Genomic DNA, 17871 nt, shown 5'->3' on the forward strand with positions numbered 1-17871 from the left:
ATAATCAATAGAAAGCAAAGGTCTGCAGCACGATTAAGTGAACCCTTTCAAAATGATCGCAAAAAAACCTTAAAAAAATACCCGGTCCGCCACGATGACAAACCGGGTGATTTATTCTTAGCACAAACAACGTTTAGCTTAATTAATCCTGAAATGGATCCGTAACGAGAATTGTGTCTTCGCGTTCCGGGCTTGTCGACAGCATCGACACAGGCGCACCGATCAGTTCTTCAATATGACGAACATATTTGACTGCCTGTGCTGGAAGATCGTTCCATGAACGCGCACCAGCAGTCGTTTCCGACCAGCCTGGCAGGGTTTCATAGATCGGCTTCACACGGGCCTGCGCACCCATTGAGGACGGCAGATAATCAATGCGCTTACCATCAAGCTCGTAAGCAACGCAGATCTTGATTTCGTCAAGACCGTCGAGAACGTCGAGCTTGGTCAGCGCAATGCCTGTGATACCGGATGTGCGGACCGTCTGACGAACAATGACCGCATCAAACCAGCCACAACGACGCTTACGTCCCGTCACCACGCCAAATTCATGGCCTTTGGTGCCGAGGAATTCACCGATTTCATCGTTGAGTTCGGTCGGGAACGGACCTTCACCAACGCGGGTTGTATAAGCCTTGGTAATGCCAAGCACGTAGCCAATGGCTGTCGGGCCGAGACCCGAACCCGCTGCGGCCTGACCGGCAACCGTGTTCGACGAAGTGACGAACGGGTAAGTACCGTGGTCGTTATCAAGCAGCGCACCCTGCGCACCTTCGAACAGAATACGCGCACCAGCCTTGCGGCGCTCATCGAGAACGCGCCAGACCTGATCGATATAAGGAAGAATCTTATCGGCAACCGAAGTCAGTTCTTCAAGAATCGTCGCAACCGAGATTTCTTCAAGACCCATGCCGCGACGCAGCAGATTGTGATGGGTGAGCAGACGCTCAACCTTTGGCTCAAGTGTGTCCGGCTCGGTCAGGTCGATAACGCGGATTGCACGACGGCCAACCTTGTCTTCATAAGCAGGGCCAATACCGCGCTTGGTGGTGCCAATCTTGAGACCTTCGGTAGCGCCTTCGCGCATCGCGTCGAGTTCGCGGTGAACCGAGAGAATCAGCGGAGCGTTTTCTGCTATGCGCAGCACGTCAGGCGTAATTTCGATGCCCTGTGCGCGCAGTTTTTCGACTTCCAGTACGAAATGATGCGGATCAACCACCACACCATTGCCGATCACGCTCAGCTTGCCACGCACAAGTCCAGATGGCAGCAGCGAAAGCTTGTAGCTGACGCCATCGATGACAAGCGTATGACCCGCATTATGACCGCCCTGATAGCGCACGATTACATCGGCGCGCTCGGACAACCAGTCCACGATCTTTCCCTTGCCCTCGTCGCCCCATTGCGACCCGACGACAACTACATTAGCCATTGAGAAAACTCCTCGGTCCGGCATTTCAGCCGTAATGTATAACCCAAGGATCGCAAGCAGCCCCGACTGTTTGACGCGAGGTGCTGATCCCTCGTCTCTATACAGACTGAATTCCGCTTGCGCGACTCCTTACATGCAAAAAATGCGAATATTTTCACGATAACGTGGAAAAACAGCGTCCGATCATTTGAGATTCCAGCTATGGCGCGACGAAAATGCTGTTCTTTGAGAACCGAAAGCGGGGGTGTACTTTTGGGTAAATCAGCATCGGAAGCACAGAATGACGGTATTTGCAGTCTGCCATAGCCGGAATATCGATGATCTAGCCGACGCGCGCCATATAAATCGCCTCGTCAGAATAGCCTTTCAGCTTTTCTTCAAGAGCAGGCACGTCGCGAGCGATGAAGCCCTTCTTTTCCCAAAACCCCTGTGAGCCATTAACAGCAACAAGTGCCATGGTCGCAAAACCATCACGCTCAGCTTGAGCGGCCATCAGTTCGACAACGCGCGACGCTTGTCCGCCTGAACGAACCGTCGGCAGCAGCGCAATGTCATGAATATAATAGGTGCTGGTTTCTTTTGGCAGGTGACCCAAAACAGAGTTAAGCGCCGGAACAGAATCAAGCTGCCACGGATGGCTGATGCCATAGCCAAGAATTTCGCCGCCCTTAGCCAACACAAAGCAGCCCGCCGGATAAATTTTGAAGCGGTCCCGGAAGACCACCTCATCCTCGAAGAAGTCGGGATGAACAATATTGGCCACTGCTGTTACACCTGCAATGTCCTGCGCTTGCAGGCGTCGCCATTCTGCCTGTTCAATCCCGTCTGTCATATCGCTCAAGCTTCCTCGATGTTGAATTCCAAAGGTCTTGCTGCCTTGATTGCCTCTTGAGCAATCAGTTCGTCAAGTGCTGCCTGTGGAATCCTTTCATCGACATAGAGCATCGCAATGGCATTCCCGCCGGGATGATCGCGTCCAAGAGCGAAGTTTGCGATGTTGATATTGTGTTTACCGCAGATCGTACCAAGCAGACCGATCATGCCCGGAATGTCGACATTGGTCACATAAAGCATATGCGGACCAACTTCCGCATCAAGGTTGATGTCCTTGATCTGGATAAACCGCGCCTTGCCATCCGAAAAACACGTGCCCGCAATTGATCGCTCGCGTTCGGTCGTCTTCACGATCAGCTTGATATAACCGTCAAAAATGCCCGACTTGTCACGCTTGATTTCGGAAACGATGATTCCGCGTTCCTTCACCATGATCGGTGCTGAAACCATATTCACATCGGCCACCTGGGGACGGATAAGACCGGCAAGCGCCGCGCTTATCAGAGCGCGCGTATTCATGGCGGCAGTCGCTCCATCAAAAAGCACTTCCACTTCCTGAATAGGTTCGTCCGTCACCTGACCGACAAAGGCACCCAGAACTTCTGCGAGCTTGACGAAAGGCTTGAGACGCGGCGCTTCCTCAGCCGTGATCGACGGCATGTTGATCGCGTTGGAAACAGCACCCTTGACCAGATAATCCGACATTTGCTCGGCCACCTGGATCGCCACATTTTCCTGCGCTTCGGAAGTCGAAGCACCAAGATGCGGTGTGCAGACCACGTTGGGCAGATTGAACAGTTCGTTGTCTGTTGCTGGCTCAGTCTCGAAAACATCGATACCAGCACCGGCAACATGACCGGATTTCAGCGCTGCAACCAGATCCTTTTCAACGATCAGACCGCCGCGTGCGCAGTTGATAATGCGGACGCCCGGCTTGGTCTTAGCCAGTGCGTCGGCATTGATGATGCCGCGTGTCTTGTCAGTCAGTGGCGTATGCAAGGTAATGAAATCGGCACGCGCCAGAAGTTCATCCAGCTCAAGCTTTTCGACGCCAAGTTCCTGCGCCCGCGCTTCCGATAGAAACGGATCGAACGCAACAACATGCATCTTGAGGCCGATGCCGCGCGCTGCAACCACAGCGCCGATATTGCCACAACCGACAACACCAAGCGTCTTGCCGGTAATTTCCACACCCATGAAGCGGTTCTTTTCCCACTTGCCAGCGCGGGTGGAAACATCGGCTTCGGGCAACTGACGCGCAACTGCAAACATCAATGCAATGGCGTGTTCTGCCGTGGTGATGGAATTGCCGAAAGGCGTATTCATCACAATGATACCACGGCGCGACGCTGCCGGAATATCAACATTATCCACGCCAATACCGGCGCGACCGATGACCTTCAGCTTGGTTGCTGCTGCGATCAGCTTTTCCGTTGCCTTGGTAGCGGAACGGATAGCAAGACCATCATACTGGCCGATGACTTCGAGCAGTTTTTCTTTGTCCTTGCCAATATCTGGCAGGTAATCAACTTCAACGCCGCGGTCTTTGAAAATCTGAACGGCGGTAGGCGACAATTTATCGGATACGAGTACGCGAGGTGCCATAAGGGCCTCCTTCGGATTGTACGATAATAAGACGCAGGCTATGGCCGTCCCAACTCCGGCCACAACGCTGTCATCGCTTGCTTTTATGCGGCAGCTTTAAGTGCAGCTTTCTGCGCGGCAAAAGCCCAGTCGAGCCATGCCGTGAGTGCTTCAAGATCAGAAGCTTCAACCGTAGCCCCTGCCCAGATACGCAAGCCCGACGGTGCATCCCGATACGCACCGATGTCGAAGGCAACGCCTTCTTTTTCGAGCGCCGAGACGATACCCTTGGCAAATGCTGCCTGCTGATCTTCTGAAAGTGCACTCACTTCTGGATCAACAATCGTCAGACATACGGATGTATTGGAACGCGTTTCTGGCTTTTGCGCCAGATTGGCAATCCATGGCGTTTTCTCGACAAATGCATCAAGAACGGCAAAATTTGCATCCGCACGTCCGACCAAACCGTCAAGACCACCGACCGAACGCGCCCAGCTCAGCGCATCAAGATAATCTTCAACGCAAAGCATCGACGGCGTGTTGATGGTTTCGCCGAGGAATATACCTTCGATCAGCTTGCCGCCAGAAGTGAGGCGGAAAATCTTTGGCAAAGGCCATGCAGGCTTGTAGCTTTCCAGACGCGCAACCGCGCGCGGGGAAAGAATGAGAATGCCGTGCGCACCTTCACCGCCCAGCACTTTCTGCCAGGAGAAAGTGACGACATCAAGCTTTGCAAAATCGAGACGCTGTGCAAACGCAGCCGATGTTGCATCGCAAATGGTCAGGCCTTTACGGTTTGACGGGATGAAATCAGCATTGGGAACACGCACGCCCGAGGTAGTGCCATTCCATGTGAACACCACGTCACGATCAAAATCGACCTGATCGAAATCAACCAGTTCGCCATACGGTGCTGCAAAGCTGCGGGTATCTTCCAGCTTGAGCTGCTTGATCACGTCTGTGACCCAGCCCGAGCCGAAGCTTTCCCACGCGACCATATCAACGCCGCGCTCACCGAGCAGCGACCACAAGGCCATTTCGACCGCACCCGTATCGGATGCAGGCACGATGCCGATGCGGTAATCAGCAGGAACACCGAGAATTTCGCGGGTAAGGTCGATGGCTTCTTTGAGCTTGTTCTTGCCGATTTTCGCACGGTGCGAACGGCCAAGCGGCGCATCGGCAAGCGCTTGAAGCGACCAGCCGGGGCGTTTTGCACAGGGACCAGATGAAAAATTAGGGTTAGCCGGGCGAACTGCCGGCTTCGCAATCGTCGTCATTTTGTTTCCTATCCTCACAGATAGCACGCGCCTCGTTGGGGAGGCGTGGCCCGCTGATGAAAATATCGAAAAGCAAAAATTTCACAAGACGAATCGCAAGATATTTTATTCCAAACGAAAAAACCCGGTTTCCCAGGCTTTTCATCTTAATATCTGAATATTAGCCGCCGAAAGCGTAACGCAAGCCAACGCGGACATCATGAATATGCATGCCCTTGTCGTAGCCGTCGCCAACACCATACTTGGCGTTGAACATCTGCCCGCCATTGACGTGACGATAGCGATAACCGGCATCAAGCTTGAGATTATGCGTCAGATCAACCGAAGCACCCGCCATAAGAGCGTAGGTGAAACGCCAGTTAGCATCGCCCGGCAGGGCACCACCGTTTTGCGTGTCGACAAGGTCAGCCCATTTCACGCGCGTGCCACCGATACCGGCACCCACATAAGGCGTCACGCCTGCAAAATTACCAAGATCAACATAGGCATTGGCCAGAAGCGACAAGGCCGACATATGGCTTTCGTCACGGTCGCTGGTAAACTTTGAGCGCGTCATATAGTCGAGCGTCAAATCGGTGCGGAAATAATCTGTAACCTGATAGCCAACACCGCCGCCAAGCAGGAATGAACCTTTAAGCTTGCCGCCGTGAATTTGCGGCTGACCACCATTGCATGAGCCGCAACTGCCACCACCCGGCAAAGTATAGGTCGCACCACGGAATTTTGCTGCAGAATATCCAATATCCCCGCGCAGATACCAGCCACCAACCGCAGGCGGAGTCATAATCACTTCCGGTACTGGTTCGACATAATCTGCGGCCATCGCTGCTGGAGCAAATGCCACCACCGCTGCCGATACCGCAAGGCTGCTGCAAAAGCTTTTAATAAGACTGTTCATTCATCTGTCCCATCAATCTGTCACGCCGCAACCGCGTCGGACACGAATTCTGAGAGGCACGCTAAAGATGAAAAGTTAAATACAACTTAACCTTGTTTTTTAACTGTGTTTATTAAGGTTATCTAAATTAGTTACGTGCCGATTCCGGCAATAAAAAAGCGCGGAAAATTCCGCGCTTTTTTGTTTATCGTACTGAAATCTGATCAGGCCGCAGCATTTTCCGAAGAAATCACGTTAATGATGTCATTAACGACTTTTTCTACGAGTACGCGGTCGTCGCCTTCTGCCATCACGCGGATGAGCGGCTCGGTTCCTGATGGACGAATGACCAGACGACCCTGCGTACCAAGACGGTCCGTGGCTTCATCAATCGCGCTTTTGACCTTCTTGTTTTCAAGTGGCTTGCCGCCAGAGGTACGCACATTTTTGAGAAGCTGCGGCACCGGCTCAAACTTACGGCAGAGTTCACTCAATGGCTTGTTTTCTTCCTGCGCCACCGCAAGAATCTGCAACGCAGACACCAGTCCATCGCCGGTCGTGGCGAAATCCGACAAAACAATATGGCCAGATTGTTCACCACCCACATTGAAACCATGCTCCCGCATATGCTCAACCACATAGCGATCTCCGACCTTGGTACGGGCTAAAGTCATATTGTGATCGGACAAAAAGCGCTCCAGGCCGAGATTGGACATAATCGTCGCAACAATACCACCGCCCTGCAAACGATCAGAGCGCGCCCATGATTCGGCAATTACCGCCAGAAGCTGATCACCATCAATTACGGTTCCATTTTCATCGACCAGCAGAACACGATCCGCATCACCATCCAGCGCAATGCCAACATCGGCACGAACTTCATGCACCTTCTTCATCAGGCCAATCGGGTGCGTCGAACCGCAATCCTCATTGATGTTAATGCCGTTCGGCTCATCATTGATGGTGATGACTTCGGCGCCAAGCTCCCACAGAGCCGCCGGTGCCACCTTGTAACCAGCCCCATTGGCGCAATCGACTACAACGCGCAGACCATTGAGCGAAATATTTCGCGGCAATGTGCGCTTAGCAAATTCGATATAGCGATAAATATCGCCATCGACGCGCTTGGCCTTACCCACTTCGCCATGGGTTGCAAGATGTGAAGACAAGTCGCTGTCAATCAGGCTCTCGATCTTAAGCTCAATCTCATCGGAGAGCTTGAAGCCATCAGGGCCGAAAAGCTTGATCCCATTGTCGTAGAAAGGATTATGCGAAGCGGAAATCATCACACCTATATCCGCACGCAAAGAACGACAGAGCATGGCAACAGCAGGTGTTGGAATAGGCCCCAGCAGAAACACATCCATTCCAGCAGCGGTGAAGCCTGCAACAAGCGCGTTTTCCAGCATATAGCCTGAACGACGCGTATCTTTGCCGATCACCACGCGCGAGGCTTGCCCCTTGCGACGGAAAATATGCCCGACAGCCATGCCAACTTTCATGGCAATATCCGGCGTCATCGGAAAGCTGTTTGCCTTGCCGCGAATGCCATCGGTTCCAAAATATTTGCGTGTCATATTCTTAGCCTTGCGTTGCGCCATAGAGCTATCTCGAAGCAATCAAATAGTGTCGTTCATTCAGAATGCGAAACAGCGATGGTCGTCGGGCCGCATCATGAAGCGGCGAAGTTATCAAGCTATTATCTCAAAACGACGCATCATTGCAATTTCACCTTTCGGGGAAAATCTGCTGCACGGGCGGTAGGCCGATGCACTTTGCTTATGATGCGCCCAAATCCTTAACCGAGCCTTTCAGGCAAGCTCATCTTAAAACGACAAGAGCCGGACGATATGCCCGGCTCTTGTAATTGTTTTCCAAGCGCTTATTGCGGCTGCGGGGTAGGCTCCATGCCAGGTTCACTGCCCGGTTCGTCACCCTTGCGCTTACGCGGGCTACCAGCTTTCGGAACGCCCGAACCGCGTGATGGCGTATCGCTGCCCTGATCGCGCGATGGCTTGTTGCCCGCAATCAGCTCCCTGATTTCGTCGCCGCTAAGCGTTTCATATTCAAGAAGACCTTCAGCAATCGCAATCCAATCCTCGCGTTTTTCGGTCAGGATACGGGTTGCTTCCGCATAGGCTTCATCAACGAGACGACGTACTTCGGCATCAATGATTTGCGCTGTTGCTTCCGAAACATTCTGCGTACGTGAAACCGAATGGCCCAGGAACACTTCTTCCTGATTTTCGCCATAGGCCACACGACCAAGCTTGTCGGAATAACCCCACTGCGTCACCATCGAACGAGCAAGCTTGGTGGCCTGCTGAATATCAGAGGAAGCACCTGAGGTAATATTTTCCTTGCCGAACTTCTGTTCTTCAGCAACGCGCCCACCCATCAGGATCGCAAGACGCGACACCATCCAGGTATAGGTTGCCGAATAACGGTCGCCTTCAGGCAACTGCATCACCATACCCAGCGCACGGCCGCGCGGAATAATTGTTGCCTTGTGAACAGGGTCCGTGCTCGGCACATTAATTGCAACGATAGCATGGCCCGCTTCATGATAGGCGGTATTGGCCTTTTCTTCCGGCGTCATAGCGGAGCGGCGTTCCGCACCCATCATGATCTTATCCTTGGCATCTTCAAATTCCTGCATGGTCACAAGGCGCTTGTTGCGACGTGCGGCCATCAAGGCAGATTCGTTGACGAGGTTAGCAAGATCGGCACCGGAGAAGCCCGGCGTGCCACGTGCGACAACCTTGAGATCGACATTGGGTGCAAGCGGAACATTGCGCACATGCACTTTAAGGATCTGCTCACGGCCAACAATATCCGGGTTCGGAACCACCACCTGACGGTCGAAACGGCCCGGACGCAGCAGTGCTGGATCAAGAACGTCAGGACGGTTGGTAGCAGCAATCAGAATGATTGATTCGTTGGCTTCAAAACCATCCATCTCGACCAGCAACTGGTTGAGGGTCTGTTCGCGTTCATCATTACCGCCGCCGAGGCCTGCACCACGATGACGACCGACCGCATCGATTTCGTCGATGAAGATAATGCAAGGCGCATTTTTCTTGGCCTGCTCGAACATGTCACGGACGCGGCTTGCACCCACACCGACAAACATTTCAACGAAGTCAGAGCCAGAAATCGTGAAGAACGGAACATTGGCCTCGCCTGCAACAGAACGCGCCAGCAAGGTCTTACCAGTTCCGGGAGGGCCAACGAGCAGGACCCCGCGTGGAATTTTGCCGCCCAGACGCTGGAACTTCTGCGGATCACGCAGGAATTCGACGATTTCTTCAAGATCCTGCTTGGCTTCTTCAACACCAGCAACATCTTGAAACGTCACGCGTCCATGCGCTTCGGTGAGAAGCTTGGCCTTGGATTTGCCAAAGCCCATCGCGCCGCGCGAACCGCCCTGCATCTGGCGCATGAAGAAAATCCACACACCGAGAATGAGGATCATGGGGAGCCATGAAAGAAGAATGCCGAGAAGCGAGCCGGAACCGTCACTTTCAGGACGCGCGGTGATGGCCACGCCTTTTTCTTCAAGACGCGAAACCAGTCCGGTATCGCCCGGTGAATAAGTCTGGAATGTCGAACCATTGTCAGAAAGCGTGCCGCTGATCCGATCACCAGTTATGGTAACCGCCTTCACACGCCCGTTGGAAACGTCGTCTATAAACTGAGAATAGGAAACTTCACGGGAATTTGTGCGCTGGCCAGGACTCTGGAACAGGTTGAACAGCGCGATCAGCAGTAGGGCAATGATCGCCCAGAGGGCGAAGTTGCGATAGTTCGGATTCATAACAGGTCCAATCGATACCACGGCCAGCCCGCGAGAGCGGGACTATGTTTGATCCTAACATAGGATCGAAGGAAGGCCTTGCCAAGGCGGGAGAGCCCCCCAGTCTTCGATTCTTATAAAACTGGTTTATAAAAATTAGGACATTCTCGTCCAAACCGCTGCTCAAAGGCATTTGCCAAGCCAAAATCATACCCCGGCAGCACATGATCAAACAACGCGAAGTGTCTCTCAACGCTGATTCCCGCAGGCAATTTCTGCCCGTCGATCATTGGAAGCCGCAAAACTTTGCCCTCTTCATAAAAAGCAGGCGAAACGAGCAAGGCTTCGCGCTGTGCAGAAGTAATTTCCAATCCGGCGTCTTTGGCGAAATCTCCGAGCTCTTTGCGGTCAGGCGCCGCGACGTCAAATGAAGCCTTGCCTTCATTCAGAATGCGAAAACGCCCATCCCAGATAATCGTCTGTCCCGGCTCGATACGCATGACGGGAAGATTGCGCCGTTCACGTCGAAACCGATGGGGGTGGCCCCTCATCCCCAGTTCCACAAGTGTACCAAAAACCGTCAATCGACTGTTTTTATCCTGCCCTGACAAAAGCCTCTCAATGCGGGATCGCTCAGCATCACCCGGAAGAAAGCGGCGTCCACCGGCAAGAGAGGCAAGCAGACCCGATAAAAGCCGACGGATATTTTCCGGCAAAGCTGCGTAAATATTTGCATCGACCAAAATCGTGCCAAGCGGATCCATGTGAAGACAATCAGAACTTGTGAGAGCAGCGATCAAAATAGCATTGTCACGCTTTCGCGCAGCACGCGCCAAGGCAATGTTTCCCAAGACTATGTCGGGATCAACCTGTGCCGCTGACGTTGCACGCACCCGCGGACGCTCGTAACTCGTATTCACATTGCTGGGATCATCGATCCAGACAACGCTCCTTTTGCAAAGCTCATCACGCAAGTCTGAACGCGACTGCTCAAGCAGAGGCCGGATCAGTTCGACGGAATTTTCCAATCGCGAGTGTGAAGCCATGGCAGCCAATCCACGTGCTTCCGCATGCGAACTGCGTTCTTTGCGCATTAAAAATGTTTCAATCTGATCGTCCCTTGTATGGCCAGTGGCGATGATATCTGCGCCCACTTCGTGAGCTGCCTGAACCAGCAGGCGATACCGCGCAGAGCGTGCCGCTGCAGCAATGCCTGTTGTGGGCTTGGCTTCGTCCCATGTGAGAACACGATGAGAAAGCCCATGCGTCTTGCAAAGCTGGCCTACATCTTGCGCCTCTTTGGCCGATTCGGCCCGCAAGCGATGATCAATGGTCACGACAGTGAGCGGCGGCGGTTTCGTGAGCGTCGCGAGATAGGCTTTCAACAAAAAGAGCAATGCGAGTGAATCACTGCCACCTGATACAGCAGCAACAATTCCCTTGGCATGCTCTAGTTGGAAAGGTTTAAAAATATCGATCGGGGAAAGCCCCACAAATGATCTCCACAATCAGCATTTAATGCGCGCGCGTTCATCCGTAACCCGCTTCAAAACGGCAGGTGCTGCATTCGGATAGCGCTCGGGAATCTGTCTGAATGTCGCACAGGCAACATCGTTATTGTCCATCTTTTCAAGCGTCAGGCCAAGCTTGAACATGTTTTCAGGCGCACGTTTTGAATCGGGATAATCGCGCTGCGTATCGATGAAAACGGTTGCGGCCTCAGGATAGCGCGATTGACCATACAATGATTCACCCAGCCAATAACGTGCCTCGGCAGTGGTCGGATCGGCTGGATAGCGCTTGATATGCTCACGGAAACCGGTTTCTGCAGCCTTGTAATCACCCGACATCAAATATTGATAAGCGGCCTGATAAAGCGAATTCGGATTATCATCGGTCGGCAGAGACGCCACCGTATCGCTGCCTGCCGGAAGGGCTGCACCCTGCTCAACCGGGCGCGGTTGAGCATTCATCGTTTCGCCGATTACATTGCCATTGTTATCAAACTGGATAGAGCCAAGCGTTCTTGGTGGCTCCCCACGTTGTGGGCCACCTTGTGAGGCAGTGCCCGAACCAATAGCCATGGAATCGGCGCCCGATGTATCATTGGTCGCCGTCTGTGAAGAAGAACCGAAATTGCCGTTTTGGCCATCTGGTAGAGCGCTTCCGGAAACCCCGTCATCGGGGCCTCCGGCTGGTGTCGCATCTGCGAGCGTGGTGTCACCGGCTGCACCGCCTGCATCGGCACGATCACTACCTTCCAACTTCTGGAAGCGGCGTTCGTTTTCTTCCTGCATTTTCTGCATTTGGTCCTGCAATTCCAGAACCTGAAAATTCATAGCTTCTGCACGATTTCCAAGCATATCAGAAATGCTGACAGGATTGCCCATGCCCTGCGCACAAAGATCACTGCCCGGTGGTGGCGTCACAGCGGCATTCTGTGAGATATTTGATTTTGCAGGGGCCGCAACGCCCTGTTTCTTTTCCAGCTCTTCAAAGCGGAAATCATTGTCTTCCTGCGTCTTTTGCAACAGCTCGTTGGTAAACGAAATCTGCGCATCGACATCCTCAACCTTACCCGTGAGATTGCGAATCAGTTCCTGCTGAAGCCCGGGGCTTTGATAACCACCCTCCCCGCCTGTGCCGCCACTGTCACGCATGGCATCATCAAGGATCGCGGTCGAACCGATCGCAACGCGATTTTGCGCACCACCCTTACCTTTTTCAAGCGACTGAAAGCGGGTTTCGTTCTCGCGCTGAATTTTCAGCATATTATCGCGCAATTGCATGATACGGGCATAGGACTGCGCATTTTGATGTGCGAGATTACAGACCTGTTGCGAAAACTGGCCGCCACTTGGATCACCCGCCTGCGCGAGCTGAATAGTCCCCTGCTGTGAAAAACCAGGTGCCGCCAGAACCGGGGCACTTGCCAAAAGCGGCAGCATGGCAATTGCCAGCGTCACTTTTCTCATTGGTTTCCTCATTCCCTTTTGCCCCTATCGCTCATGTGCCCTAAAACCTTTCGACCGCGGTGATCATGTTCGTGCTCATATTGAGATCTGATGCCTGAATATCAAATGAACACCCGATTTCTCACGGCCCTTCTCAGCTTTTAGAGAAAATCCATAAAAAGCAAAGATGCTTTCCCTATCACATCAGTGCGCCGTGCGCCTGTTGGCGCACAAAGGACGCTCTAACATTTTAATTTGGCTACATAATTTCTCAATTCTCTTGAATTTGAGGAATTATGTAGTTGTGAGTTCGTCCAAAATTTGTCGAAGCTCCTAATAAGTTGGCCCCTGAAACAAAAAAAGCGACCCGAAGGCCGCTTTTTCTGGATTAGGTTCGGCTATTTGCTTATACTTAGCTACCTGCACCGTTGAGCACGGTGACGGCGCGACGGTTCTGTGACCAGCACGAGTTATTATCGCAAACAGCGATTGGACGCTCGTTACCATAAGAAACCGTGCGCATACGGCTGGTAGGAACACCACGCGCTGCCAGGAAGTCACGGGTTGCAGCTGCGCGACGCTGACCGAGGGCCAGATTGTATTCGCGTGTACCGCGTTCGTCAGCATGGCCTTCAACAGTAATGGAATACTGCGGATAGCGCTGAAGCCACTGAGCCTGCTTCGACAAAGTCTGCTGTGCATCGCCACGGATCAGCGAAGAATCGAGATCGAACAGAATGCGGTCACCGACATTCACAGTGAAGTCCTGTGCGGAACCGGGTGTAGAAGCACCGCCAGCAAGGCCAAGATCACCGGCATTGTTCGGAAGGTTCTTTTTGGACGCACAACCAACAACGGCGAGCGACATGAAAAGGGCAATAGCGATAGGGCTACGTGCAATCGACTGGATACGGCGCATGGGCCGGAGCTCCTTAAGATTTGATGTTCCTGCGTAACCAACCAATAATCATATTTAGGTTAAGGCAGGCTCAAGAAGTATGGTTAACGATTTCTTACGGCCGTATGCAGAGGTTTTTTCCAACTGCAATTCTGCTTTTAGGCCTTGATGGCTAAATGCGGCAGAAACACGGCCCAAAGGCTATAATTGTGGCAAAAAGCCATGAAAAAGGCACGCAGCCAATGCTACGTGCCTCCAGACCTGTTTTTGACACAGAACAAATTACTCAAGCAGTGGCGACCAGGCAGGATCAGAACCGAAGTTCGGAGTCTGGATCTGGCGTTCATTGCGGCCAGTCAAATCAATGGTGAAAAGCTTCGGACCACCGGCACCCGCAGCCTTGCGGAAGAACATCAACACGCGACCATTCGGAGCCCATGTTGGACCTTCATTATGGAAACCCGAAGTCAGCAAACGCTCACCTGTGCCATCCGTTTTCATAACACCGATCGAAAACTGACCCTGAGACTGCTTGGTGAAGGCAATCAAATCGCCGCGTGGCGACCATACAGGCGTGGAATAGCTACCATCACCAGACGAGATGCGACGTGGATTGGAACCATCAGCACCCATGACATAGAGCTGCGGACGTCCGCCACGATCCGACGAGAAGACAATCTGCGAACCATCTGGCGAATAGGATGCACTTGTATCAATCGCCTGACTGCTGGTGAGGCGTGTTGTCGAACGATTGCGCAAATCCATCGTGTAGATATTGGCGCTCCCATCATCCTGCAAAAGGCTCATAACAACCTTCTGACCATCGGGTGAAAAGCGCGGTGCAATCGTCATGCCGGGAAAATTCCCGACCAATTCACGCTGTCCGGTTTCAAGCTGCAACAGATAAACGCGCGGCGAGCCACCTTCAAAGGACATGTAAGTGACTTCCTGACGGTTCGGTGAGAACCTTGGGGTCAGCGACATAGCGCGTCCATCGGACAGGTAACGAATATTCGCACCGTCCTGATCCATGATCGCAAGTCGCTTGACGCGCTTCTGCGCTGGACCGGATTCGTCGACAAATACAACGCGGGTGTCGAAATAGCCCTTTTCACCCGTCAGGCGCTCATAAATCGCATCCGCAATAATATGCGCAACGCGGCGCCAATTATCCGGTGTGGTGAAAAACTGCTGGCCGATCAGCTGTTGACCACCAAATGTATCCCAAAGACGGAATTCAGCCTTGAGCCGCCCATCGGGCTGCTTGGTGATGCGGCCGGTTACCAGCGCCTGTGCATTGATAACTTTCCAGTCTTCAAAGCGCGGCGATGCATCCGGGTTGGAAATTGTTTCGATGAATGCAGCCTTGTTGATCGGCGCAAAAAGGCCCGAACGTTCAAGATCGGCTGCAATCACCGACGTGATATTTGCCCCGAGCTGATCTCCCGAAAGAAAATCGGTGACCGCAATCGGCAATGGCTCGACCACACCCTTGTTGATGTTGATTTCCACCACCGCATGCGCAGGCATGGTGGAAACAAGACTTGCAGCGATCACACAGGCAAAAGCCGATAAGGCTGCGCGGATCTTTGTTTTCATGATGCCTATTTTCATATCTTCTGGGACCTCTTTTGTCCTTGGCATTCGTTAGGAGCGACCAGTCAGGCTGATCAGAACATTTCGCTTGGGTCGAAGTTAACGATCACTTCCGACCATGAATCATATTTATCTGCTGGCAGATTATAAGGTGCGCAGCGTGCCACAGCGCGACGTGCACTTTCAGCCGCCGCACGCCCCACACCGTCACCACCGCCACCGGAAGTCACTTCAGGCGAGCCCTGAATGGAGCCATCCTGATTAAGATGCATCTTCACCGTAACAACCAGTCCCGGCGCATCTGCAACACCGGCAGGCACATTCCAGCACTTGGAAATTGCACCGCGAAGCGCGTCCATTTCATTCTGGCTCAGTTTTGAGCCACCCGTATTCTTCTTGCCTCCAAGTGAGGCCTGATCGGTCGAACGCTTTGCACCGCCGCCCGATGCCTTCTGCTTGTTAAGAAGCGCTGCCACTTCATCAGCAATGGCATCGTTTTTTGGCTGCGATGTCTGCGAAGCAGACTGCGTAGGCTTCTTTTCTTCCACAGGCTTGCGATCCGGCGTCTTTGCGGTCTGCGCCTGTGGTGGTTTAGGCTTTGCCTGTGGTGCGGGCACATTATCGGGCAGTTTCGGCGCGGTCTGATCAGGCGCTTCCGCCTGTTTTTCAATGGCTTCCGCCACTGGATCTGGCTTCACTTCCTGCTTTTCTTCAGGCTTGGTCTGCACTTCCGTCGCAGGCACCGGCGTTGGCTTTTCTTGCGGAGTCGGTTCAGGCTTTGGATCGGGCTTCGGCTCCGGCTTTTTTACCGGCTCGGGCTGTGCCTTTGGTTCTTGGGCTGCTTCAACTGGCTTGGCCTTGGTGTCCGGCGTAGGCGGCGTCTGGCTATCCACCTCCTGATCGCCGAACTCTTGCGCATCAGCAACTGTCTGCGGCCTAGTTGTCGGAACAGGTGCCGACTTTTCCTTCATCGGCGCTTTTTTATCACCCTGCTGGATTTGGGTAATCGATTCAATCGGCACGATGTCGACTGGAAACGACTCTGAATCCTGCACGTCGAATGCCTTCGGCGCGGTAAAGGAGAAGAGCCCCAATCCAATAACAACGGTATGGAACACAATAGAAGATGTAAGGCCAGCCTTCATGATGGCGTCAGCTATCCTGCTCCTGGAGTGTCACAAGGCCGATATTCTTGAAACCGGCGGCGGAAATACGAGCCATAACTTTCATGACAGTGCCGTAATCGGCAGCCTTGTCACCGCGCACGAAAATACGCTCTTCATAACCCGTCTTGGCAATCGCCTGAAGCTTTGCAACAACTTCATCGATTGGAATTTCAGTTTCCTGAAGGAAAATCTTGCCTTCATTGCTCACCGATACAGTGATCGGTTGCGTGTCGGCATTCATGGCTTTCGCCTGCGTATCCGGCAGATCAATCGGCACGCCAACGGTCAGAAGCGGTGCGGAAACCATGAAGATGATCAACAGAACCAGCATCACGTCCACAAATGGCGTAACGTTGATTTCGCTCATCAATGCCTTCTTGCGGCCACGCCTGCGGCGACCACCCGACTGCATTCCCTGATTTCCAACTGACATGCCCATTTCAATATTCCTGAAGGCTTGATTTCAACGATTATTGCTGGAGCGCATTAACTACGCGGCGTCAGCTTCTCATCAATTTGGCGCGACAGTATGGCGGAGAACTCATCGGCAAAGCCTTCAAGGCGTCCGCTGATCTTGCCGGAATCGCTTGACAGCTTGTTGTAGGCGATAACGGCAGGGATAGCTGCGAGCAGACCAATTGCTGTTGCAAGCAGCGCTTCGGCGATACCGGGAGCCACAACCGCGAGGCTGGTGTTCTTCGAAGCTGCGATCGCCTGAAACGAAGTCATAATACCAACGACGGTACCGAACAAACCGACAAATGGTGCTGCTGAACCTGTGGTTGCGAGAAAGCCCAGACGCGATTCAAGCTTTTCACCCTCACGCGCCAGCGCCACATCCATCGCCTTATCGATACGCATCTGAAGTGCAATCGGCGAGCGAGCGCCCTTCTCGAACGACTTTTTCCATTCGCGCATAGCGGCAATAAAAATTGCAGCCATGCCGGTGGTGCGGCGCTCATTTAAAGTACGGTAGAGTTCTTCGAGCGACTGACCGGACCAGAAAGCCTGTTCAAAGCGATCAATGGCACGACGTGCGCGGCCATAGGACACGATCTTGTCCACGATGATAGCCCAGGTCCAGACCGAGGCGACTATCAGGCCAAGCATAACCAGCTTAACCACCCAGCCGGCATGCATGAACAAGCCCCAGAGGGTAATATCGGCGGCCGGAGCCGCAAGCGCAATATTTTCCATCGATCTACCGTCCTCGAATCCAAACGCCCGGCGTTCGACCGGGCGGCATCGCAAATTATTCGAAAAACGTCCGCTTCCGAACGCCCCAACCGCCATAATCGGATTTCAACTTTAAATCCGCATAGCGCTTGTCATGGTTAATTTTGGTGAAAGGAAGGCGTTGTCCACCTGCCAGCCCCTCAACCGATTCCGTCAGCATGATTAATCGGATATTATGGTTAAAGATAAGTTACTCTTAATGTGCGAATAATCGATCG

14 protein-coding genes are annotated in these 17871 nt (G+C 53.0%); all 14 read right to left on the minus strand.

What is annotated here, in order from left to right; genetic code table 11:
* Nucleotides 1–142: 142 nt before the first annotated feature.
* Nucleotides 143–1432, minus strand: coding sequence for an adenylosuccinate synthase (locus CEV31_RS03230; RefSeq protein WP_094505455.1), 1290 nt, complete (start codon nt 1430–1432; stop codon nt 143–145).
* A 322-nt stretch (nt 1433–1754) separates the two neighbouring features.
* Entirely contained in the window at nt 1755–2264 is a 510-nt protein-coding gene (locus CEV31_RS03235) for a GNAT family N-acetyltransferase (protein WP_094505456.1), read from the minus strand.
* A 5-nt stretch (nt 2265–2269) separates the two neighbouring features.
* Nucleotides 2270–3871, minus strand: coding sequence for a phosphoglycerate dehydrogenase (gene serA, locus CEV31_RS03240; protein ID WP_094505457.1), 1602 nt, complete (start codon nt 3869–3871; stop codon nt 2270–2272).
* A gap of 83 nt (nt 3872–3954) precedes the next feature.
* A complete protein-coding gene (locus tag CEV31_RS03245) occupies nt 3955–5130 on the minus strand; it encodes a phosphoserine transaminase (RefSeq protein WP_094505458.1) in 1176 nt (391 codons plus the stop codon).
* 160 nt (nt 5131–5290) lie between these two features.
* Nucleotides 5291–6028 carry an outer membrane protein gene (locus CEV31_RS03250; protein WP_094505459.1) on the minus strand — a complete coding sequence of 246 codons (738 nt, stop codon included), beginning with the start codon at nt 6026–6028 and terminating at the stop codon, nt 5291–5293.
* A gap of 203 nt (nt 6029–6231) precedes the next feature.
* On the minus strand, nt 6232–7584 hold the full coding sequence (glmM, locus tag CEV31_RS03255) for a phosphoglucosamine mutase (protein ID WP_210190873.1): 1353 nt from the start codon (nt 7582–7584) through the stop codon (nt 6232–6234).
* 305 nt (nt 7585–7889) lie between these two features.
* Nucleotides 7890–9824 carry an ATP-dependent zinc metalloprotease FtsH gene (ftsH, locus tag CEV31_RS03260; protein ID WP_094505461.1) on the minus strand — a complete coding sequence of 645 codons (1935 nt, stop codon included), beginning with the start codon at nt 9822–9824 and terminating at the stop codon, nt 7890–7892.
* Between the two features lie 113 nt (nt 9825–9937).
* Nucleotides 9938–11296 (minus strand): tRNA lysidine(34) synthetase TilS, encoded by a 1359-nt coding sequence (tilS, locus tag CEV31_RS03265; protein WP_094505462.1) that lies wholly within the window; start codon nt 11294–11296, stop codon nt 9938–9940.
* Nucleotides 11297–11311: 15 nt separating this feature from the next.
* Nucleotides 11312–12790, minus strand: a complete 1479-nt coding sequence (gene ybgF, locus CEV31_RS03270; RefSeq protein ID WP_094505463.1) for a tol-pal system protein YbgF — start codon at nt 12788–12790, stop codon at nt 11312–11314.
* Between the two features lie 379 nt (nt 12791–13169).
* Complete coding sequence (pal, locus tag CEV31_RS03275) at nt 13170–13676, minus strand: peptidoglycan-associated lipoprotein Pal (protein ID WP_094505464.1); 507 nt, start codon at nt 13674–13676, stop codon at nt 13170–13172.
* Nucleotides 13677–13937: 261 nt separating this feature from the next.
* Nucleotides 13938–15269: a Tol-Pal system beta propeller repeat protein TolB gene (gene tolB, locus CEV31_RS03280; protein ID WP_094505606.1), complete on the minus strand. Its 1332-nt coding sequence runs from the start codon at nt 15267–15269 to the stop codon at nt 13938–13940.
* 56 nt (nt 15270–15325) lie between these two features.
* On the minus strand, nt 15326–16396 hold the full coding sequence (locus tag CEV31_RS03285) for a hypothetical protein (RefSeq protein WP_094505465.1): 1071 nt from the start codon (nt 16394–16396) through the stop codon (nt 15326–15328).
* Nucleotides 16397–16403: 7 nt separating this feature from the next.
* Nucleotides 16404–16856 (minus strand): protein TolR, encoded by a 453-nt coding sequence (gene tolR, locus CEV31_RS03290; protein WP_094505466.1) that lies wholly within the window; start codon nt 16854–16856, stop codon nt 16404–16406.
* A 47-nt stretch (nt 16857–16903) separates the two neighbouring features.
* Nucleotides 16904–17614, minus strand: coding sequence for a protein TolQ (gene tolQ / locus CEV31_RS03295; RefSeq protein ID WP_094505467.1), 711 nt, complete (start codon nt 17612–17614; stop codon nt 16904–16906).
* Nucleotides 17615–17871: the final 257 nt, after the last annotated feature.

The organism is Brucella thiophenivorans (assembly GCF_002252445.1).
Classification (GTDB): domain Bacteria; phylum Pseudomonadota; class Alphaproteobacteria; order Rhizobiales; family Rhizobiaceae; genus Brucella; species Brucella thiophenivorans.